General features: G+C 60.8%; 22 protein-coding genes. 11 read left to right on the top strand and 11 right to left on the bottom strand.

Annotated features, from left to right (window positions below; genetic code table 11):
* Positions 1 to 10: 10 nt before the first annotated feature.
* Positions 11 to 214: a twin transmembrane helix small protein gene (locus tag BZ163_RS34395; protein WP_008152470.1), complete on the bottom strand. Its 204-nt coding sequence runs from the start codon at positions 212 to 214 to the stop codon at positions 11 to 13.
* A 70-nt stretch (positions 215 to 284) separates the two neighbouring features.
* Between BZ163_RS34395 and BZ163_RS34390 the strand changes: the two genes are divergently transcribed.
* The 5 genes from BZ163_RS34390 to BZ163_RS34370 are packed head-to-tail and all read left to right on the top strand — an operon-like array spanning position 285 to position 4,193.
* Positions 285 to 1,025: an SURF1 family protein gene (locus tag BZ163_RS34390; protein ID WP_128874667.1), complete on the top strand. Its 741-nt coding sequence runs from the start codon at positions 285 to 287 to the stop codon at positions 1,023 to 1,025.
* Positions 991 to 1,584: a hypothetical protein gene (locus BZ163_RS34385; RefSeq protein ID WP_128874666.1), complete on the top strand. Its 594-nt coding sequence runs from the start codon at positions 991 to 993 to the stop codon at positions 1,582 to 1,584. The genes BZ163_RS34390 and BZ163_RS34385 overlap by 35 nt, the downstream gene beginning before the upstream one ends.
* Before the next feature lie 10 nt (positions 1,585 to 1,594).
* A complete protein-coding gene (locus BZ163_RS34380; protein WP_128874665.1) occupies positions 1,595 to 2,674 on the top strand; it encodes a heme A synthase in 1,080 nt (359 codons plus the stop codon).
* Positions 2,662 to 3,561 (top strand): heme o synthase, encoded by a 900-nt coding sequence (cyoE, locus tag BZ163_RS34375; protein WP_128874664.1) that lies wholly within the window; start codon positions 2,662 to 2,664, stop codon positions 3,559 to 3,561. The genes BZ163_RS34380 and cyoE overlap by 13 nt, the downstream gene beginning before the upstream one ends.
* The gene (locus BZ163_RS34370) at positions 3,558 to 4,193 is read left to right on the top strand and encodes an SCO family protein (RefSeq protein ID WP_064675256.1); all 636 of its coding nucleotides are present in this window, start codon (positions 3,558 to 3,560) and stop codon (positions 4,191 to 4,193) included. Before cyoE ends, BZ163_RS34370 begins: the two co-directional genes overlap by 4 nt.
* Positions 4,194 to 4,346: 153 nt before the next feature.
* Here BZ163_RS34370 and BZ163_RS34365 read toward each other — a convergent pair whose 3' ends face one another.
* From BZ163_RS34365 to BZ163_RS34355, 3 genes are all read right to left on the bottom strand, one after another.
* Complete coding sequence (locus tag BZ163_RS34365; RefSeq protein WP_128874663.1) at positions 4,347 to 5,120, bottom strand: MetQ/NlpA family ABC transporter substrate-binding protein; 774 nt, start codon at positions 5,118 to 5,120, stop codon at positions 4,347 to 4,349.
* A 71-nt stretch (positions 5,121 to 5,191) separates the two neighbouring features.
* Positions 5,192 to 5,866: a methionine ABC transporter permease gene (locus tag BZ163_RS34360; RefSeq protein ID WP_128874662.1), complete on the bottom strand. Its 675-nt coding sequence runs from the start codon at positions 5,864 to 5,866 to the stop codon at positions 5,192 to 5,194.
* Positions 5,866 to 6,873 carry a methionine ABC transporter ATP-binding protein gene (locus tag BZ163_RS34355; protein ID WP_128874661.1) on the bottom strand — a complete coding sequence of 336 codons (1,008 nt, stop codon included), beginning with the start codon at positions 6,871 to 6,873 and terminating at the stop codon, positions 5,866 to 5,868. Before BZ163_RS34355 ends, BZ163_RS34360 begins: the two co-directional genes overlap by 1 nt.
* A gap of 243 nt (positions 6,874 to 7,116) precedes the next feature.
* Here BZ163_RS34355 and katE point away from each other — a divergent pair, with 243 nt between their 5' ends.
* The gene (gene katE, locus BZ163_RS34350) at positions 7,117 to 9,282 is read left to right on the top strand and encodes a catalase HPII (protein WP_224790916.1); all 2,166 of its coding nucleotides are present in this window, start codon (positions 7,117 to 7,119) and stop codon (positions 9,280 to 9,282) included.
* A 120-nt stretch (positions 9,283 to 9,402) separates the two neighbouring features.
* On the opposite strand, the gene BZ163_RS34345 is transcribed toward katE, so the two are convergent.
* From BZ163_RS34345 to BZ163_RS34330, 4 genes are read right to left on the bottom strand one after another with little or no spacing between them, the layout of a single operon-like run.
* Complete coding sequence (locus tag BZ163_RS34345; RefSeq protein WP_128874659.1) at positions 9,403 to 10,119, bottom strand: PA5502 family lipoprotein; 717 nt, start codon at positions 10,117 to 10,119, stop codon at positions 9,403 to 9,405.
* Between the two features lie 37 nt (positions 10,120 to 10,156).
* Positions 10,157 to 10,945, bottom strand: coding sequence for a zinc ABC transporter permease subunit ZnuB (gene znuB, locus BZ163_RS34340; RefSeq protein WP_128874658.1), 789 nt, complete (start codon positions 10,943 to 10,945; stop codon positions 10,157 to 10,159).
* Positions 10,938 to 11,723, bottom strand: coding sequence for a zinc ABC transporter ATP-binding protein ZnuC (gene znuC / locus BZ163_RS34335; RefSeq protein WP_128874657.1), 786 nt, complete (start codon positions 11,721 to 11,723; stop codon positions 10,938 to 10,940). Before znuC ends, znuB begins: the two co-directional genes overlap by 8 nt.
* Entirely contained in the window at positions 11,723 to 12,205 is a 483-nt protein-coding gene (locus BZ163_RS34330; protein ID WP_128874656.1) for a Fur family transcriptional regulator, read from the bottom strand. Before BZ163_RS34330 ends, znuC begins: the two co-directional genes overlap by 1 nt.
* Before the next feature lie 66 nt (positions 12,206 to 12,271).
* On the opposite strand from BZ163_RS34330, the gene BZ163_RS34325 reads away from it, so the two are divergent.
* Positions 12,272 to 13,192, top strand: coding sequence for a zinc ABC transporter substrate-binding protein (locus BZ163_RS34325; protein WP_256579196.1), 921 nt, complete (start codon positions 12,272 to 12,274; stop codon positions 13,190 to 13,192).
* A gap of 121 nt (positions 13,193 to 13,313) precedes the next feature.
* Here the strand turns inward: BZ163_RS34325 and BZ163_RS34320 are convergent, their stop codons facing one another.
* Positions 13,314 to 14,264, bottom strand: coding sequence for a homoserine kinase (locus tag BZ163_RS34320; protein ID WP_128874654.1), 951 nt, complete (start codon positions 14,262 to 14,264; stop codon positions 13,314 to 13,316).
* Between the two features lie 59 nt (positions 14,265 to 14,323).
* On the bottom strand, positions 14,324 to 14,614 hold the full coding sequence (locus BZ163_RS34315; protein ID WP_128874653.1) for a DUF2782 domain-containing protein: 291 nt from the start codon (positions 14,612 to 14,614) through the stop codon (positions 14,324 to 14,326).
* Positions 14,615 to 14,688: 74 nt separating this feature from the next.
* Between BZ163_RS34315 and polA the strand changes: the two genes are divergently transcribed.
* Positions 14,689 to 17,457 (top strand): DNA polymerase I, encoded by a 2,769-nt coding sequence (gene polA / locus BZ163_RS34310; RefSeq protein ID WP_128874652.1) that lies wholly within the window; start codon positions 14,689 to 14,691, stop codon positions 17,455 to 17,457.
* A 391-nt stretch (positions 17,458 to 17,848) separates the two neighbouring features.
* Here the strand turns inward: polA and yihA are convergent, their stop codons facing one another.
* Positions 17,849 to 18,490 (bottom strand): ribosome biogenesis GTP-binding protein YihA/YsxC, encoded by a 642-nt coding sequence (gene yihA, locus BZ163_RS34300; protein ID WP_128874651.1) that lies wholly within the window; start codon positions 18,488 to 18,490, stop codon positions 17,849 to 17,851.
* A gap of 191 nt (positions 18,491 to 18,681) precedes the next feature.
* Between yihA and BZ163_RS34295 the strand changes: the two genes are divergently transcribed.
* The 3 genes from BZ163_RS34295 (at position 18,682) to BZ163_RS34285 (ending at position 20,471) form a co-directional block, all read left to right on the top strand.
* Entirely contained in the window at positions 18,682 to 18,972 is a 291-nt protein-coding gene (locus tag BZ163_RS34295; RefSeq protein ID WP_128874650.1) for a cytochrome c5 family protein, read from the top strand.
* 46 nt (positions 18,973 to 19,018) lie between these two features.
* A complete protein-coding gene (locus BZ163_RS34290) occupies positions 19,019 to 19,630 on the top strand; it encodes a cytochrome c4 (RefSeq protein ID WP_128874649.1) in 612 nt (203 codons plus the stop codon).
* Between the two features lie 199 nt (positions 19,631 to 19,829).
* Entirely contained in the window at positions 19,830 to 20,471 is a 642-nt protein-coding gene (locus tag BZ163_RS34285) for a thiol:disulfide interchange protein DsbA/DsbL (RefSeq protein WP_128874648.1), read from the top strand.
* The last annotated feature ends 9 nt before the right edge of the window (positions 20,472 to 20,480 follow it).

Here is a 20,480-nt window from a genome sequence, read left to right as displayed (position 1 = left end):
GCTCCTACAGCTACCACGGAACGTGGGACACCAGCTGGCCGCTGAAGAAACCCCAGGCAATCAAGCCGACGGTGATGGCGGCCAGAGCGACACGGACACTCAAGGCAATGACGAGGCGGTTCGAGCTGCTGTCGTCCTTGACCAGAAAAAACAGGCCGCTGAACAGGCTGACAACCGTGGCAATCAGCATCAGGACGATGGCTGCTTTGAGCATGGTGGAACTCCGGGGGTAAGGCGATGCACTTGAGTATAGCTATCGCGACGCATGACTTTCTGGCGATGCCATGAAGCGCTTCCGGCCGGGCATCGTGCCGACCCTGGTGGTCGCGCTGTTGCTGCCCCTGCTGGTTTCACTCGGGTTCTGGCAGTTGAGCCGGGGCGCGGAGAAAAGCGCGCTGCTGCAAACCTATGCCGAACGCCGGGTCGCCGAACCGATGGCCAGTACTGAATTGCAACGCACCGAGGATCCGGCGTTCCGCCGCGTTCGCTTGCACGGCCAGTTCGATGCCGCGCACAGCCTGCTGCTGGATAACCGCCAGCGCGACGGCAAGGTCGGCGTCGAGCTGCTGCAACCCTTTCAGGATCAGGCGACCGGACTGTGGTTGCTGGTCAATCGCGGCTGGCTGCCATGGCCGGACCGACGCACCCCGCCGCAATTCACCACACCCAAAGAGGCATTGAGTCTCGACGCCTGGGTCTACGTCTCCCCCGGCGCCACTTTTCAACTGCACGCCGACCCGAACACCACGACCTGGCCACAGCTGGTGACCGCCGTCGAACCGGCCAGGCTCTGGACCACGCTGGACCGTGACGGCTTCGCCTACGAATTACGCGCAGAAAGCGGCCCCGCGACTTACCAGGCCGATTGGCCGGTGGTGGCCATGGGCCCGGAAAAACACCTGGCTTATGCCGTGCAGTGGTTCGCGATGTCGATCGCCCTGTTCGGCCTTTACCTTTATCTCGGCTGGCACAACGCAAAGGAGAAACACCATGGGAGCGGCCATGAATCCACCCAACATGTCTGAGGCGAAAACCCCGGCGAGTCGGCGCAAGGGTCGCGTGCAGTTATTGCTGATCCTGCTGGGGGTGATCGGCCCGATGATCCTTGCCACCGGCATGTACAAATTTCAGTTCTGGGTGCCGGAAGGCCGCAGTTATCACGGCGAATTGATCGGCAACGGCCAGACCCGCGCGGACATTGGTGTGCAAGCGCAGGAGGACCGTTGGCAGTTGCTGGTCACCGCCCCCAAGGAGTGTTCGGTCGATTGCCAGCAGCTGGTGTACCTGGCGCGGCAAGTCCAGATCGGCCTCGGCCGTGATGCGGGGCGCGCCAGTCACGCCCTGGCCGCGGCGCAACCGCTGAACAGCGATTACGACGCCAGGCTGACGCACGAGTACCCCCAACTGCAACGTTACCCCATGGACCTGACGACCTTCAGCAAGACGACCGGGGACGCCACCGTGCCGCAGCTGTGGATCATCGACCCTCACGGCAATCTGGTGCTGCGCTACGACCCGTCGGTCAAAGGCAAGGACCTGCTCAACGACCTGCGCCATTTGCTGAAACTGTCGAACATCGGATAAGGGCATCGTCATGGCCAAACCTGGATTTCGCCTCGCGCTGTTTGCCACCTTGCTGGCACTGATTGTGGTGTTGCTCGGCGCCTACACCCGCCTGACCCACGCCGGCCTCGGCTGCCCGGACTGGCCGGGGTGCTACGGATTTATCAGCGTGCCGAACAGCGAAGCCCAACTGGCCCATGCCGAGCTGCACTTTCCCGATGCGCCCGTCGAAGCCCACAAGGGCTGGAACGAGATGGTCCATCGCTACTTCGCCGGCACTCTCGGGCTGTTGATCTCGGTCTTGGCCGGCCGTGCCTGGGTGCATCGGCGCCAGCCGGGACAACCGGTGAAGTTGCCGCTGTTTCTGTTGGCCGTGGTAATCGCCCAGGCGGCATTCGGTATGTGGACGGTGACGCTCAAGCTCTGGCCGCAAGTGGTGACCGGGCATTTGCTCGGCGGCTTCGCGACCTTGAGCCTGTTGTTTCTCCTGACCTTGCGCCTGTCCGGCGTATTGCCAGCACTGACGGTACCGCGTCGATTACAGCACTGGGCGACCGCCGGGTTGCTGCTGGTCATCGGGCAGATCGCTCTTGGCGGTTGGGTCAGTTCCAACTACGCGGCGGTGGCCTGCATCGACTTTCCCACTTGCCACGGGCAATGGCTGCCGCCTGCCGACTTCGCCAACGGCTTTCACCTGACCCAGCACATCGGCCCGAATTACCTCGGCGGGCAACTGGACAGCGATGCCCGCACCGCGATTCACCTGACTCACCGTATCGGTGCCCTGCTGGTGACCCTGGCGTTGCTCGGCCTGGCCTGGCAACTGAAGGTGGTCGGCATGACGCGCCTGGCCGGGCTGGTGCTGATCGCCCTCGCCGCACAAATCACCCTCGGCATCAGCAACGTGCTGTTTCATCTGCCATTGCCGGTGGCTGTCGCCCACAACGCCGGCGGCGCAGCACTCTTGCTGACGATGGTGCTGGTCAATTATCACGCGCGAACCAGTCTGGTTCGGGTCAAGCAGCAAACCCCTGCACGCTGGCGCTTCAGCCCGCGTAAACATTCGGCCGGGCCCATAACAATAAAAGGAGAGATGCCATGGCGACTCTGATCGGCGAACGTCACAGCCAGGCCATCTGGCGCGACTATCTGGAGCTGACCAAGCCGAAAGTGGTGGTGCTGATGCTGATCACCTCGCTGGTCGGCATGTTCCTCGCGACCCGCGCCGGGGTGCCATGGACGGTGCTGGTGTTCGGCAACCTCGGGATCGCCCTGTGCGCCGGCGGCGCGGCGGCGGTCAATCATGTGGTGGACCGGCGGATAGACGCGGTCATGGCGCGCACGCATAAACGACCGCTGGCCGAGGGCCGGGTAACACCTGCCGCCGCGCTGACCTTCGCCCTCGTGCTGGCACTGCTCGGCCAGGCCTTGTTGCTGGCCTTCACTAACCCATTGACCGCGTGGCTGACTCTTGCCTCGCTGCTCGGCTACGCGGTGGTCTACACAGGTTTCCTGAAACGCGCGACGCCGCAGAACATCGTCATCGGCGGACTGGCCGGCGCCGCCCCGCCACTGCTCGGCTGGACCGCCGCCACCGGTCACGTCAGCGCCGAACCCCTGTTGCTGGTGCTGATCATCTTCGCCTGGACTCCGCCGCACTTCTGGGCCCTGGCCATTCACCGCAAAGAGGAATACGCCAAGGCCGACATTCCGATGCTGCCGGTGACCCATGGCGAGCACTACACCAAGGTTCACATCCTGCTTTACACCTTTGCGCTGCTGGCCGTGAGCCTGATGCCGTATGTGATCCACATGAGCGGCATCCTCTACCTGATTTGCGCACTGGGCCTGGGCGCGAGGTTTCTGCAATGGGCCGTGGTGCTGTACCGTGGCACTCGGCCGCACGCGGCGATCAACACCTTCAAGTACTCTATCTACTACTTGTTCCTGCTGTTTATCGCGCTGCTCGTAGACCACTACTTACTGTTGAACCTATGACTCGAACCCAGAAAACCGTCTTCATCCTCGTCGCCCTGATCGCGCTGGTCCTGGGCCTGACCATCAACAAAGTCCTGTCCGGAAAAGGCCAGGGCGATCCGACCGCGTTGATCGACGCCGGCATCATCCTGCTGCCGCAGAGCCGCAACCTGCCGGATGTGACGATGACCGATCAGGACGGCAAGCCGGTCACGGTCAACGAGTTGAAAGGCAAATGGTCGCTGCTGTTCTTCGGCTACACCTTCTGCCCGGACATCTGCCCGACCACCCTCGCCCAGCTGCGCCAGATCAAAAGCGAGCTGCCACCCGAGGCGGTGGACAAGTTGCAAATCGTGCTGGTCAGCGTCGACCCGAACCGCGATACGCCCAAGCAGCTCAAGCAGTACCTGGGCTACTTCGATCCGCAGTTCATAGGGCTGACCGCGTCTTCGGTCGAAGACATTCAGAAACTGGCCAATGCGGTGAGCATTCCGTTCATTCCGGCGGACACCAGCAAGCCGAATTACACGGTCGATCATAGTGGCAACCTGGCGGTGATCGGGCCGGACGGGACGCAGCGCGGGTTTATTCGGGCGCCGTTGAATAATGTGAAGTTGGTGGCGCAGTTGCCGGTGATGCTTAACCGCAAATAAACACGACACGGCCCCCTGTAGGAGCCAGGCTTGCCGGCGAAGGCGCCCGTTGAGATCGCCTTCGCCGGCAAGCCGGCTCCTACAGGGTTGGTGTTTCAGGCATAAAAAAATGGGGCGCATTGAATGCGCCCCATTTTTCGTTACAGCCTCAGATCAGAACGCCGGCACTACCGCGCCTTTGTACTTCTCGAGAATGAACGCCTTCACTTCCGGGCTGTGCAGTGCGGTCACCAGTTTCTGCATGGCAACACTGTCCTTGTCGTCCGGACGGGCTACCAGGATGTTCACGTAAGGCGAATCGCTGCCTTCGATGACCAGCGCATCCTTGGCCGGATCAAGCTTGGCTTCCAGCGCATAGTTGGTGTTGATCAGCGCCAGGTCGACCTGGGTCAGCACGCGGGGGATGGTCGCGGCTTCCAGTTCGCGGAATTTCAGGTCCTTGGTGTTTTCGGTGATGTCCTTCACGGTCGACAGGATGTTGTTCGAATCCTTCAACTTGATCAGGCCGGCCTTCGCCAGCAGCAACAGCGCACGGCCGCCGTTGGTGGCATCGTTCGGGATCACGACGTTGGCACCGCCTGGCAGTTCGGTCAGCGCCTTGTACTTGCTGGAGTAAGCACCCAGCGGCTCGAGGTGTACGCCGGTCACGGCCACCAGATTGGTGGTCTTGGCCTTGTTGAATTCATCGAGGTACGGCTGGTGCTGGAAGAAGTTGGCGTCCAGACGCTTCTCGGCCACCTGCACGTTCGGCTGGATGTAGTCGGTGAACACTTTGACCCTCAGGTCCACGCCTTCCTTGGCCAGGGCCGGCTTGACGAATTCGAGGATTTCCGCGTGCGGGACCGGGGTGGCAGCGACGGTCAGGGTGTCGGCAGCGTGGGCGGAAAAGGCTGCAACGGCAGCGAATGCGACGAGTAGTTTTTTCATTCAGCTAACTCCATGTGAGACGCCTGTCTTCGGCGCCTGCCAGCGAATGGCCGGCTCATGCATTAAAAAGCTCATTTACGAGAAAAGTGGACAACCAATTTGTCACCAACGGTTTGCAGCACTTGCACCAGCACCAGCAGTAACACCACGGTGACCACCATCACATCGGTCTGGAAACGCTGGTAACCGAAACGGATCGCCAGGTCACCCAGGCCGCCGGCGCCGACCACACCGGCCATCGCCGTGTAGGACACCAGGGTAATGGCGGTCACGGTAATCGCGGCGAAGATGCCTGGGCGAGCTTCCGGCAGCAAGGCATTGGTGATGATCTGTCGCGTCGTCGCGCCCATGGCCTGGGTCGCCTCGATGATGCCGCGATCCACTTCACGCAAAGCGGTTTCCACCAGTCGCGCGAAGAATGGCGTGGCGCCTATCACCAAGGGTGGAATCGCACCGGCGACCCCCAGCGAAGTACCGGTGATCAACACCGTGAACGGAATCATCACGATCAACAGAATGATGAACGGCAGCGAACGCAGGATGTTCACCACCAGCGACAACATCGCATAGACGCCCTTGGCTTCCAGCAATTGGCGCGGGCTGCAGAGGAACAGCAATACGCCCAGCGGCAGGCCCAGCAGCACGGTAAACAACAGCGAACCGAAGAGCATCAGCAAGGTATCGCCGGTGGCCAGCCAGATTTCGAACCAGTCGATGTTGGCGAAGAAACTTGTCAGGACTTCCATTAGCGCAGGACCTCCATGTGGACGTCGGCTGCGGTGAATTGGGCGAACGCCGCCTCCATGTCGCCGCCGGTCACGGCCAGGGTCAACTGCCCGTAGGGGACGTCTTTGATGCGGTCGATACGACCGGCCAGGATGCTGTAGTCCACGCCCGTTTCCCGAGCGACGGTCCCCAGCAACGGCGCGTAGGTCGCTTCGCCCTGGAAGGTCAGGCGCACAATGCGACCCGGTACGTGAGCGAAGTCATCGCGTTGCTCGCTTTCATCGATCTGCTCGTCTTCTTGCACAAAGCGTTTGGTCGTCGGGTGCTTGGGATGCAGGAACACCTCGGCCACCGAACCTTGCTCGACGATCACGCCAGCGTCCATCACTGCCACCTGGTCACAGACCCGACGGATCACGTCCATCTCGTGGGTGATCAGGACAATGGTCAGCTTCAGCTCGCGATTGATCTCGGCCAGCAATTGCAGGACCGACGCAGTGGTCTGCGGGTCCAGCGCGCTGGTGGCTTCATCGCACAGCAGGATTTTAGGCTTGGTTGCCAGGGCGCGGGCGATGCCGACGCGCTGCTTCTGGCCGCCAGACAATTGCGCCGGGTACTTCTTCGCGTGGTCGGACAAGCCCACCCGCGCCAGCAACTCGGCCACACGCCGGTCGATGTCGCTGCGCGACAGTTCACCGGCCAGGGTCAGCGGCAGCGCGACGTTATCGGCCACGGTCTTGGACGCCAGCAGGTTGAAGTGCTGGAAAATCATCCCGACCTGCTGGCGGAAGCGGCGCAGGCTGTTGGCATCCAGCGCGGTGACTTCTTCGCCATCGACGAAGATCTTGCCGCCACTGGCGTTTTCCAGGCGATTGATCAGACGCAGCAGGGTACTTTTTCCCGCGCCGGAGTGGCCGATCAGGCCGAATACCTGACCGTTCTCAATCGACAGACTGGTCGGGTGCAGGGCGGGGATATCCTTACCGGCGACGCGGTAGGTTTTGTGGACGTTTTGAAACTCGATCACGTAGCGAACCTTGTGGGGCGCGTTAGAAAAGGATCAGCGGATAGCCGGGCGCGCATTTTAGCCTGTCCGTATAGAGGTTCTTAGCATTTATTTCGCATTCATCCTGTCATTTGGCAATAACGCGATCAAAGGTCAGAAAAAAGGAACGGCTAAAAATGTCATCAGTCATTAATTAGGCAACTCGAAAACGCCCCCGGGTGCTGTGCCTGGGGATATTGCCCAAGCGTCCTGGCTACGGCAGGAATCGCACCGAGGAGTTTACGACTGATGAGCACTAAAAAGCCTGCCGCCCCCAAAAGCGCACTGGCCGGGACCGATACCCTGGACCGCGGCAACACCAACGCCAAGCTCGACAGCCTGGAAAAATTTCGCTCCGACGCCACTGAACAGGCCCTGCGCACCAATCAGGGCGTGAAGGTTTCAGACAACCAGAACACGTTGAAGGTCGGCGACCGCGGGCCATCGTTGCTGGAAGACTTCATCATGCGTGAAAAGATCACGCATTTTGACCATGAGCGTATTCCCGAACGCATCGTGCACGCCCGCGGGACCGGTGCCCATGGCTACTTTCAGTCGTACGAAAACCATTCCGTGCTGACCAAGGCCGGCTTCCTGCAAGACCCGGCCAAACAAACCCCGGTGTTCGTGCGTTTTTCCACGGTGCAGGGCCCTCGCGGGTCGGGCGATACCGTGCGCGACGTACGAGGTTTCGCCGTGAAGTTCTTCACTGACGAAGGCAACTTCGACCTGGTGGGCAACAACATGCCGGTGTTCTTCATTCAGGATGCGATCAAGTTTCCGGATTTCGTGCACGCGGTGAAACCCGAGCCCCACAACGAGATTCCTACCGGCGGTTCGGCTCACGACACCTTCTGGGACTTCGTATCGCTGGTGCCGGAATCGGCGCACATGGTGATCTGGGCCATGTCCGACCGGGCGATCCCGAAAAGCCTGCGTAGCATGCAGGGCTTCGGCGTGCACACTTTCCGCCTGATCAACGCCGAAGGTAAATCGCGCTTCGTCAAATTCCACTGGCGCCCTTCTGCCGGGACTTGCTCGCTGGTCTGGGATGAAGCGCAGAAACTCGCCGGTAAAGACACCGACTACCACCGTCGCGATCTGTGGGAGTCGATCGAGATGGGCGATTACCCGGAATGGGAGCTGGGCGTCCAGGTGGTCGAAGAGGAAAACGAGCACACCTTCGATTTCGACTTGCTCGACCCGACCAAAATCATTCCCGAAGAAACCGTGCCGATTACTCCGCTGGGCAAGATGGTGCTCAACCGCAACCCGGACAACTTCTTTGCCGAGACCGAGCAGGTCGCGTTCTGCCCCGGGCATATCGTGCCGGGGATCGACTTCTCCAACGATCCGCTGCTGCAAGGGCGACTGTTTTCCTACACCGATACGCAGATCAGCCGACTCGGCGGACCGAATTTTCACGAGATTCCGATCAACCGTCCGGTTGCGCCGTTCCACAACGGTCAGCGGGATGCGCTACACCGCACCACCATCGACAAGGGCCGTGCCTCCTACGAGCCGAACTCCATTGACGGCGGCTGGCCGAAAGAAACCCCGCCCGCCGCACAAAATGGTGGCTTCGAGACCCATCCGGAGCGCATCGATGCGAACAAGATTCGCCAACGCAGCGAGTCCTTCGGCGACCACTTCTCCCAGGCGCGGCTGTTCTTTCACAGCATGAGCAAGCACGAGCAGGAGCACATCATTGCCGCTTACAGCTTTGAGCTGGGCAAGGTCGAGCGTGAGCACATCCGCGCACGCGAGGTGAATGAGATCCTCGCCAACATCGACCTGGAACTGGCCGGGCGCGTCGCGCAAAACCTCGGCCTGCCAGCGCCGAAAGCCGGCACGGTCGATGTGCCGAAAATATCTCTGGATCGCTCGCCGGCCTTGAGCCAGGCCAACTTGCTGCCGGGCGATATCAAGACGCGTAAAGTGGCGATTCTGGCGGCCAACGGTGTCGACGGTGCCGCGATCGATGCAATGAAGAAAGCGCTGAAAGCCGAAGGTGCCCACGCCAAACTGCTCGGCCCTACCTCGGCGCCCGTGACAACGGCCGATGGCAAGGCGCTGCCCGTGGATGCGTCGATGGAAGGCCTGCCATCCATCGCGTTCGACGCGGTATTCGTGCCCGGTGGCGCGGCGTCGATCAAGGCGTTGAGCACCGATGGCGTGGCGCTGCATTACCTGCTTGAGGCTTACAAACACTTGAAGGCCATCGCGTTGCACGGGGAGGCGAAACAGTTGCTGGATCTGTTGAAGCTGGAGGTTGATGCGGGGTTGATCGTGGGGACGGACGCCGCGAAGTTGACCAAGCCGTTTTTTGCTGCGATCGGGCAGCATCGCGTGTGGGATCGGGAACCTAAGGCCAAGGGGATTCCGGCTTAAGGTTTTGTGTCGATAGGGGGGCGCCTTCGCGGGCAAGCCTCGTTTCCACAGGATTTGTGTCGTTAACCAACGTTGTGAACGACACTGAACCTGTGGGAGCGGGCTTGCCCGCGATGCTTTTTAGGGCTTACGCGGACTTAGAACGATCTGCGCCGGAATGTTACGCAAAATCTGCTTTTCCAGATTCAGATCAAACTCCGAGTCCAGCTTCTTCACCCGCTTGGTCAGCAAGGTCGCCAACCAGGGATAATCCTGGGTGCGCGGCGCCTGAATGCTCACGTCACACTGATAATTCACCACATCGGCGGCGATAGCGTCCAGTTGCCGGCGAAGCTTGGCCATATCCGTCAGGTTCAACGCCACCGTGGTGCTTTCGGCCGTCGGGTCGATGACTTTGGCCTGCGGCTTGGCTTCGGCCGCCATAAGCGCCGCTTCAGCCCTGTCCAGCTCGGCTTTGCGCGCATTGACGATCGCGTTGTTGACCCCGCCGGTCAGCGCCGGAGCCTTGGGCATCAACGCCCGGGCGCGGCTCAGGGCAGTGGCGGCCGCGTTCACATCACCTTTTTGCAGCACGATCTGGCTACGGCGCAGATAAGCTTCGGCCAGTTGCCGCTGATATTGCTCAAGGGATTGATCGTTGGGCGACTCGGCCTGCAAGGTGGCCAGTTGACCTTCCGCGGTCGCCAATTCGCTGCTGGCGAGGCTTTGTTCCAGCTGTGCAATGGCCGTTGCCCGTGCATCGGCAGGCTCGGTGGCCGCCGGTGGCGTGCTTTGGCAAGCGCCCAGCAGCAGAGAAAATGCGACAAGGAGCAGATAACGGGAGGCGAACGGCTTCATTCCTGCGACTCTCTATTTGCGCAAAAAACGAGCAAGTCTACACCCCTCGACGGGGCAGGACAAAACTCAGCAGAAACAGTGCGGCGGCAGCCACCACAATCGACGGGCCCGCCGGCGTGTCCTTGAACCATGACAGTGCCAGCCCGCCGCAGACCGCGAGCATGCCCAGCAGGCTCGCGCCCAGCGCCATCTGCTCCGGTGACCGGGCGTGACGCTGTGCCGCAGCCGCCGGGATGATCAGCAGCGAAGTAATCAACAATACACCGACGATCTTCATCGCCACCGCAATCACTACCGCGATCAACAACATCAGGGCCAGGCGCAACGCTGCGACCGGCAAACCTTCCACCTTGGCCAGCTCTTCATGGACCGTGATCGCCAGCATTGGCCGCCACAACGTCACCAGCAAGGCCAGCACCCCCGCACTGCCGCCGAGTATCCAGGCCAGGTCGGTGGGACTGATCGCCAGCAGGTCGCCGAACAGATAGGCCATCAGGTCGATCCGCACTTCATGCATGAAGCTTAGTACCACCAGGCCCAGAGAGAGGGTGCTGGGGGCGAGAATTCCCAACAGCGTGTCGGACGCCAGCGGTTGGCGCTGTTGCAAGGTCACCAGCAACACGGCCAACAGCAGACAGCCCACGGTGACCGCAACAGTCGGGCTGACATCCAGCAAAAAGCCCAGCGCCACGCCGAGCAATGCGGCATGGGACAGTGTGTCGCCGAAATAGGCCATGCGCCGCCAGACCACGAACGAACCCAGCGGGCCTGCGACCAGGGCCAGGGCCAGACCTGCAAGCAGGGCGTAAAGCAGAAAATCAGCCATGCTTGCAGCTATCTCCGTGAACGTGGGTAGGGGCCGCCGGGCCCGCGCTGACCACCGAACCATGCAGGTCATGGGCGTGGTCGTGATGGTGGTGATAAATCGCCAGGCTCTGCGCGTTCTTGCCGAACAGCTCGACGAACGCCGGGTCGCCGCTGACCTGCTCGGGATGCCCGGAACAGCAGACGTGACGATTGAGGCAGACCACCTGGTCGGTGGTGCTCATCACCAGATGCAAGTCGTGGGACACCATCAACACCCCGCAACCGTGACGGTCGCGCAATCGGGTAATCAGGCTGTAAAGCTCGGCCTGACCGGCCACGTCCACGCCTTGTACCGGCTCATCGAGTACCAGCAGTTCCGGCTCGCGCAGCAATGCCCGGGCCAGCAGCACGCGCTGCATTTCACCGCCGGAAACACTTTGCACGGGGCTATCGATGACCTGCTCGGCCCCGACTTCCTTGAGCGCGGCCAAGGCTCGGGCACGATCCACTCCCGGCACCAGGCGCAAGAAGCGCAGCACGGACAGCGGCAGCGTCGGATCGACATGCAGTTTTTGCGGCATGTAGCCGACCCGCAGTTTCGGCTTGCGCCAGACGCTGCCGCTGTCCGGCTTCAGCAGGCCCAGCACGGCGCGCACCAAGGTGGTCTTGCCAGCGCCATTGGGGCCGATCAGGGTCACGATCTGCCCCGGCACGACGCTCAGCTCGATGTTATCCAGCACGTTTTGCCCGGCGAAGGTGACGCAAACCTGTTCGAGGCGGATCAGCGCGTTGCTCATCAAGCCCCCTGGCAACCCGAACAGAGACCGACCACTTCCACAGTCTGGCCTTCGACGACGAACCCGACCTCTTTCGCGCTGCCGATGATCGCGTCGCTGATGGAGGCTTGTTCAAGCTCGATGGCGGCATGGCATGCGCGGCAGATCAGGAACTGACCTTGGTGAGCATGTCCCGGGTGGTTGCAGCCGACGAAAGAGTTCAACGAGGAAATGCGGTGGACGAGGCCGTTTTCCAGCAGGAAATCCAGCGCGCGGTACACCGTCGGTGGCGCGGCGCGGCGGCCATCCTGCTCGCTGAGCACCGCGAGTATGTCGTAGGCGCCCAATGGCTTGTGGCTTTGCCACACCAGTTCCAGCACCCGCCGACGCAAGGCGGTCAGGCGCAGCCCCTGACGTGTGCACAGGGCATCGGCCTCAGACAGTGCGCTATGAACGCAGTGAGAGTGGTCGTGGGGACGGCTGGCGATCGGTGTTATAGGCATGAGCGGCGACGAGTTTTGTGAGAGACGTTATTATGTTACCCGTTCTCGCCTCTTCGAGTGGTCATCGTGTCCCGACTTTTTTCTATCTTTGTCGCATTTATCGCAACTTTGCTGCTGATCGGTCCGGTGCAAGCCGACGTCAAAGTCCTTACCAGCATCAAGCCCCTGCAGCTGATCGCCGCGGCAGTGCAGGATGGCGTGGCCATTCCCGAAGTGCTGCTGCCCCCCGGTGCCTCGCCGCATAACTATGCCTTGCGCCCATCCGACGTACGGAAGGTGCAATCGGTGGATCTGCTGTACTGGATCGGTCCGGACATGGAAGGTTTCCTGCCTCGCGTGCTGAACGGTCGCACGCTGCCCAGCGTCGCCGTACAAGATATGCCTGGCCTGAAACTGCGCCGTTTCGCCGAAGATAACCACTCCCACGCCGAAGAAGCCGACGAGCATGACCACGATCACCGCCCCGGCAGTCTGGATGCGCATCTGTGGTTATCGTCGGTCAACGCACGCGTGATCGCGGCGAAAATGGCCGCCGACCTGAGTGTTGCCGACCCGGCCAATGCGGCCCGCTACCAGAGCAATCTCAAGGCCTTCGATGAACGCCTGGACGCACTGGATCTGCGCTTGAAGAAACGTCTGGCCGCCATTGAAGGCAAGCCTTACTTCGTGTTCCACGAAGCCTTCGATTACTTCGAAGACGCCTATGGCCTCAAGCATGCCGGCGTGTTCAGCGTCGCTGCCGAAGTGCAGCCTGGCGCCCAGCACGTCGCGGCGATGCGCACGCGATTGCAGGAAGTCGGCAAGACCTGCGTGTTCAGCGAACCACCGCTGCGTCCGCGGCTGGCGGAAACCCTGGTGGCCGGCTTGCCGGTGAAACTGGCGGAGCTGGATGCGCTGGGCGGGTACACGCCGGCGACCGCTCAGGGGTATGAGCAGGTGCTGGAGAAGCTGGGGAATGATTTGGCGGGGTGCCTGGAGTCGTTGTAACTCAAAACTGTGTCGCCCCCCTTCGCGAGCAAGCCCGCTCCCACAGGTGTTGTGTCGTTCGCCAAATTTGTGAACGACACAACACCTGTGGGAGCGGGCTTGCTCGCGAAGCTTTTAGCTTTTAGAGCGCGAAAGGCAACGGTGTATTGACCTTCTGCCGCTGCGCCAGCCGCTGCTCAAACTCCATCGGATCGTGAATCAACACATCCTGCCCGGCAAACGACTCGGCCGCGATCAACCGCGACAACCAGAACCGCACACACGCCACCCGCAACAGGGTCGGCCACAGTTCGGCTTCTGCAGCGGTGAACGGCCGCAACGCAGCATAAGCGCCCAGCAACGCCCGCGCCCGCGGCCCGTCGATCTTCCCGTCCTCGTCCGAACACCAGTCATTCAAGGCAATCGCCACGTCGTAGAGCATCGGCCCCGAGCAGGCATTGTAGAAGTCGATCAAACCGGTCAGGTGCGTGCCTTCAAACATCGCGTTGTCGCGAAACAGGTCGGCGTGGATGTTGGCGCGCGGCAGGGCCAGAATTTTGGTTTTCTGCTGGGTGATTTCGTCGAGCGCCCGCTGCAACAGCTCGCTCTGCCCGGCATTCAGGTGAGAAAGCAGCTGCGTGCCCTCCTCCTGCATCCAGTCCAGGCCGCGATCGGTCTTGCGCTTGATCATGTTGGCCCGGGTCGCCAGGTGCAGATGCGCCAGCAGCTCGCCGACCTGAGCGCAATGCTGGGCGTTGGCCTGCTTGATGTGCTTGCCGGCGAGGCGCGGTTGCAACAGCGCCGGTTTGCCCGCCAGCTCGCGCAAGGCCACGCCATCAGTAGTGCGCAGCGCGTAGGGCACCGGCAAGTCGGCGTCGTGCAGCACATCGAGCAGTTCGATGAAGAACGGCATTTCCTGAACGGGACCGCGCTCAACCAGGGTCAGGACAAATTCGCCCTGCTCCAGGCTGATAAAGAAATTGGTGTTTTCGCTACCGGCGGCAATCCCCTGAAAGTCGAGCAGGCGGCCGAGCCCGTATGGGGCGAGAAAGGTTTCCAGCTCGGGCCGAGCCAGCGGGGTAAACACAGACATGGTTAAAACTGCCAGTACGGGCGCTGCCACTTGAGCCAGCGCCGATTGAAATTAGGAAACTATTTCCACTCGAAGATCTTCCACGACGGAATCAGCATATCGGGCTGATCCGAGCGGATGAAGTTTGCATCTGTACCGTCCGCGCGCACCAGAAAATACGGTGGTGCGCCCTTCGGCGTGACCTTGATCGCGTACAGGAAACCGTTTTGGCGGTATTCCTGAATGACCTTGTCCCCTTCCGTGCGGATCGTGACTTCTGGCTCCGGAGTCGGCGCATCATCCGCCGCCATGACGGCGAACGGAACGGTTGCAAACAAGCCAGCCAACAGCAAGCGATTTAGTGTGCGCATGATAACCTTGTCCCTTTGTCGTCAACGGTCCCGCTATTCTAGCGCCGGACCCGCCGAAAAGGTTGATCCTGCTCATGAGCCAAGCCCCCCTCGTCCTGGTGGACGGTTCTTCTTACCTGTACCGCGCGTTTCACGCCCTGCCACCGCTCACCACGTCCAAAGGCCTGCCGACCGGTGCGGTCAAAGGCGTGTTGAACATGCTCAAGAGTCTGCGCAAGCAGTACCCGGACAGCCCGTTCGCCGTGGTGTTCGACGCCAAGGGCGGGACATTCCGCGACGAAATGTTCGCCGAATACAAGGCCAACCGTCCGAGCATGCCCGACGACATGCGCGTCCAGATCGAGCCACTGCACGCCAGCGTCAAGGCCCTGGGCTTTCCATTGCTGTGCGTGGACAACGTCGAAGCGGACGACGTGATCGGCACCCTGGCCCGCAGCAGTGCGGCCGCCGACCGCCCGGTGGTGATCTCCACCGGCGACAAGGACATGGCGCAACTGGTCGACGGGCACATTACCTTGGTCAATACCATGACCGGTAGCGCGCTGGACGTGGAGGGCGTGAAGGAGAAATTCGGCGTCGCTCCCGAGCAGATCATCGATTATCTGGCATTGATGGGCGATTCGTCCGACAACATTCCGGGCGTTCCGGGCATCGGCCCGAAGACCGCTTCCGGGCTGCTGGTCGGTGTGAACGGCGGCCTGACCGAGCTTTACGCGCAGCTCGACATCGTGCCGACCCTGCCGATTCGCGGGGCCAAGACCCTGCCGGCCAAGCTTGAAGAACACAAGGAGATGGCGTTTCTTTCCTACCGGCTGGCGACGATCAAGATCGACGTACCGCTGGATGTCGGCCTGGACGACTTGCAAATGGGCAAGCCGGACCACGACAAACTCGCCGAGCTTTACACCCTGCTGGAATTCAAGAGCTGGTTCGACGAGAACCAGCGCGACGCCAAGCGTTCGGGCCAGGACCTTGTCGAGGTCGTTGAAGAGCAGCCAGGCGCCGTCGCGGCGAAATACGAAACCATCCTCGACCAGAAACGCTTCGAAGCCTGGCTGGACAAACTCGCCAAGGCACCGCTGATCGCCTTCGTCACCGAGACCAATGGCACCGATGCCCAGCACTCGCAACTGGTAGGCCTGTCGTTTTCCGTCGCAGCCAACGAAGCAGCCTACATTCCGCTGACCCATTCCTACATGGGCGTGCCGGAACAACTGGATCGCGACACGGTGCTGCTGGCGCTGAAGCCGCTGCTGGAAAACCCGAATAAACTGAAAGTCGGCCAGCACGCCAAGTTCGAAACCAACATCCTGGCCAACTGCGCCATCGGTGGCGATCAGAGCAACGGGATCATTGTCCGGGGTATCGCCTACGACACCATGCTCGAGTCTTACGTACTCGACTCGACGGCCACCCGTCACGACATGGACAGCCTGGCGCTCAAGTACCTGGGCCAAAGCAAGACCGACATTCACGAGATCGCGGGCAAAGGCGTCAAGCAGCTGACCTTTGACCAGATCTCGCTTGAGCTGGCGGGTCCCTATGCCGCCGAAGATGCCGATGTCACCTTCCGCCTGCACCTGGCGTTGCAGGAAAAGCTGGCCGCCACGCCAAGCCTGGGCAAAGTGCTGAACGAGATTGAAATGCCGCTGATGCCGGTACTGGCCCGTATCGAACGCCAGGGCGCGCTCGTGGACGCCAACCTGCTGGGCATCCAGAGCGTCGAGTTGGGCGAGAAACTGGTCGCCCTGGAGCGCGAGGCCTTCGCCATCGCAGGTGAAGAGTTCAACCTCGGCTCGCCGAAACAACTGGGGGTGATCCTTTACGAAAAGCTCGGTTTGCCGGTGCTTAGCAAAACCGCCAAGGGCCAGGCCTCGACGGCCGAAGCGGTGTTGGCCGAACTGGCCGAACAGGATTACCCGTTGCCCAAGGTGCTGATGCAGTACCGCTCGCTGAGCAAACTCAAAAGCACCTACACCGACCGTTTGCCAGAGCAGATCAATGCTCGCACCGGCCGCATCCATACGTCTTATCAGCAAGCCGTCGCCGCCACCGGACGCTTGTCGTCGATCGATCCGAACCTGCAGAACATTCCGATCCGTACCGCTGAAGGCCGGCGGATTCGCCAGGCGTTCGTCGCGCCAAAAGGCTACAAACTGCTGGCCGCGGACTATTCGCAGATCGAACTGCGGATCATGGCTCACCTGGCCAAGGACGAAGGCTTGCTGTACGCCTTCCGCAACGACCTGGACGTGCATAAGGCCACCGCGGCGGAAGTCTTCGGCGTTGAGCTGGACGCGGTCACCACCGACCAACGGCGTAGCGCCAAGGCCATCAACTTCGGTTTGATCTACGGCATGAGCGCCTTTGGCCTGGCCAAGCAGATTGGCGTCGATCGCAAGCAGTCCCAGGCTTATATCGACCGCTACTTCACCCGATATCCCGGCGTGCTGGCGTACATGGAGCGCACCCGCGCCCAGGCCGCCGAGCAGGGTTTTGTCGAAACCATCTTCGGTCGTCGTCTGTACCTGCCGGAAATCAACGCGAAAAACCCGGCCCTGCGCAAAGGCGCCGAGCGCACGGCGATCAACGCGCCGATGCAGGGCACCGCGGCGGACATCATCAAGAAAGCCATGGTCGCCGTGGACAACTGGCTGACCTCGTCAGGCCTCGACGCCAAAGTCATCCTGCAGGTGCACGATGAATTGGTGCTTGAGGTGCGTGAAGACCTGGTCGACCAGGTGTGTGAGGAAATTCGCGTGCACATGAGCGGGGCCGCGCAACTGGATGTGCCGCTGCTGGTCGAGGTGGGTGTCGGCAATAACTGGGACGAGGCGCACTAGATCGCCGCATTCTGTCTGTAGGAGCAAGCTTGCTTGCGATGGTCTTAAGATCGCTGCGTTCTGTAGGAGCTGGCTTGCCAGCGAAGGCGGCCTCGAGTCTTGCAGCGCCAATGAAAACGCCTTCGCCAGCAAGCCGGCTCCTACAGGGGACCATAGATCGGAAAATGCGCGGGCTTATTTCCAATGGTTTTTTACCGCGTCAGGAACTAAACCCGTGAAATGCCACTCAGATTTACTGAATGGCTGGTGAAGCCGTTCGATGCTCCTATGTTGTGTTAAGTGTTGGCAGATATCTGGACCCCGCCCTAACGGTCCGGAACTTGAACCCCGGAACTTCCCCCTCCCCATAGAAGTCCGGGGTTTTTTTTGCCCGCGATTTAATCTGGCAACCTTACTCGGCAACCTCGGCGCCCTTGTCCGCCAGTTCCATCCAGCCTGCCAACACAGTGTAGGCGTCTTCCAGGCCGAGGCGTTTCGGCGCGGAAAACAGCTGAATCGACACGGCATCGCCCCAACCTTTACGAATGTCCGCCTGAACCTTGAGCAGCGTGTTTTTTGCTGCGCCGTAGGTCAGCTTGTCCGCTTTGGTCAGCAGAATGTGCATCGGCATGCCGGCGGCGACGGCCCAGTCGAGCATCAGCAGGTCGAAATCGGTCATTGGATGACGGATATCCATCATCAGAATCAGACCCTTCAAACTTTCGCGGCCACCCAGATAGGCTTCCAGGTGACGCTGCCAGTGCAGCTTCAACGGGATCGGTACTTTTGCGTAACCGTAACCCGGAAGGTCGACCAGACGGCGTTCATCGTCTAGCTTGAAGAAGTTCAGCAGCTGTGTGCGCCCCGGAGTTTTCGAGGTTCGCGCCAGGCTGGCGTGCGTCAGGGTGTTCAGCGCGCTGGACTTGCCGGCGTTGGAACGCCCGGCGAAGGCCACTTCAAAGCCTTCGTCGTCGGGACATTGATCGACTTTGGCAGCGCTGAGCATGAAGGTGGACTGTTGGCACAGGCCGAGGATGGGGTTCTTGAATTGCATGGGATTTCCGATGTGGGCGGCGCCGGGAATGGACGCGGCAAGCGGTGTCGTTTCCGTTTCAGTGACGCCAGTATATAATGCCGCAGATTTTGTGTGCGCTTTGTCCCAGCGTAGGATGAAGTTCACGAGGGCGATTGACCTTGATTGCGCATTAGAACGCAAAACGCTCTCAACCCTGAAAAGGTCGTTTTATGACGAAATGGCTGCTAGCTGCCGGTGTCTTGATGCCGCTTTACAGCGCTCAGGCTACACAGGATCCGGAAGCTGTGTACAACCGTGTTTGTGGTGCCTGTCATTCCGGCCAACTACCCATGGCGCCCAAGAAGGGCGATCAGGAAGCTTGGACGCCGAGGTTGGCGAAAGGTATGGAGACGCTGGTGCAACACGTGACCCAGGGTTTCAAGGCGATGCCGCCGCGTGGTTTGTGCATGGACTGCAGTGCCGAGGATTATCGAGCCATCATCCAGTGGATGAGCGAGTGATTCCGGTCCATAACTCTTTAACCCTTAGCCGTAGTTGGATTAGCTGATGAACAAATTGATCGTGAGTCTGCTGTTGACCGTGGGGATCTCCGGCGTAGCCCATGCTGCAGGTGATGCAACTGCTGGTCAGGCGAAAGCCGCAGTATGTGGCGCCTGTCATGGCCCGGATGGCAACAGCATGGCGCCTAACTTTCCGAAACTGGCGGGCCAGGGCGAACGTTATCTGAACAAGCAGTTGCACGACATCAAGTCCGGCAAACGCACGGTACTGGAAATGACCGGCCTGCTGACCAACCTGAGCGATCAGGACCTGGCCGATATCTCCGCCTACTTCGCCAGCCAGAAAGGCAGCGTTGGCGCCGCCGACCCGAAAGTCGTGTCTCGCGGTGAAGCCTTGTTCCGCGGCGGTGACCTGGCCAAGGGCCTGCCATCCTGCACCGGCTGCCACTCGCCAGACGGCAAGGGCAACGCAGCGGCCGGCTTCCCCCACCTCGGCGGGCAGCATGCTCAGTATATTGCCAAGCAACTGACCGATTTCCGCAAGGAAGAAGGCGGTCGGGCCAACGATGGCGATACCAAACCGATGCAAAGCATCGCCAAAAAGCTGAGCGACGAAGATATCGCTGCAGTCTCCAGCTACATTCAAGGCTTGCACTGAGACCGCCGAGCGAACGTTGCGCGGGATGCACATCTATTGCAACGTTAACGCTCGATTAATCTGTCGATGCGAGCATAAAAAGGGTGGCCTTGGCCGCCCTTTTTTGTGGCCGCTGCCGTTACACTACAGAACTCAAGCCCGCCATGACCTGTCTGAAGACAGGTCGCGCGAGGCGACCCCATTTGTCCAGGAGTAAAGCATGCGTAATCTGATCATCAGCGCCGCATTCGTCGCTGCCAGCCTGTTCGGCATGACCGCCCAAGCCGCCGAAGCACCCGCAGCACCCTATGTTGAACTGAGCAATCCAGTTCCGGTTGCCGTGCCGGGCAAGATCGAAGTGGTGGAGCTGTTCTGGTACGGCTGCCCGCATTGCTATGCTTTCGAACCGGTGATCAACCCTTGGGTTGAGAAATTGCCTTCCGACGTGAACTTCGTGCGCATTCCAGCCATGTTCGGTGGCCCGTGGAACGCACACGGCCAGCTGTTCCTGACCCTTGAAGCCATGGGCGTCGAAGACAAGGTGCACGCTGCGGTATTCAACGCCATCCAGAAAGAACACAAGAAGCTGGTCGACAAGAATGAAATGGCAGACTTCCTGGCCACCCAGGGCGTAGACAAGGACAAGTTCCTGGCCACCTTCGACTCCTTCGCGATCAAGGGCCAGATCGTCAAGGCCACTGACCTGGCCAAAAAATATGAAATCACCGGCGTTCCAACCATGATCGTCAACGGCAAGTATCGCTTCGACGTAGGCTCTGCCGGCGGCGCCGAGCAGGCATTGCAACTGGCCGACAAACTGATCGACAAAGAGCGAGCGGCTAACAAGGCTGCCGCCAACTAAGCGCGGGGC

It is taken from the genome of Pseudomonas sp. VI4.1, assembly GCF_002029345.1.
Classification (GTDB): Bacteria; Pseudomonadota; Gammaproteobacteria; order Pseudomonadales; family Pseudomonadaceae; genus Aquipseudomonas.
Note: the sequence above shows the minus strand (reverse complement) of the source record. Positions and strands in the feature narration are given on the sequence as shown.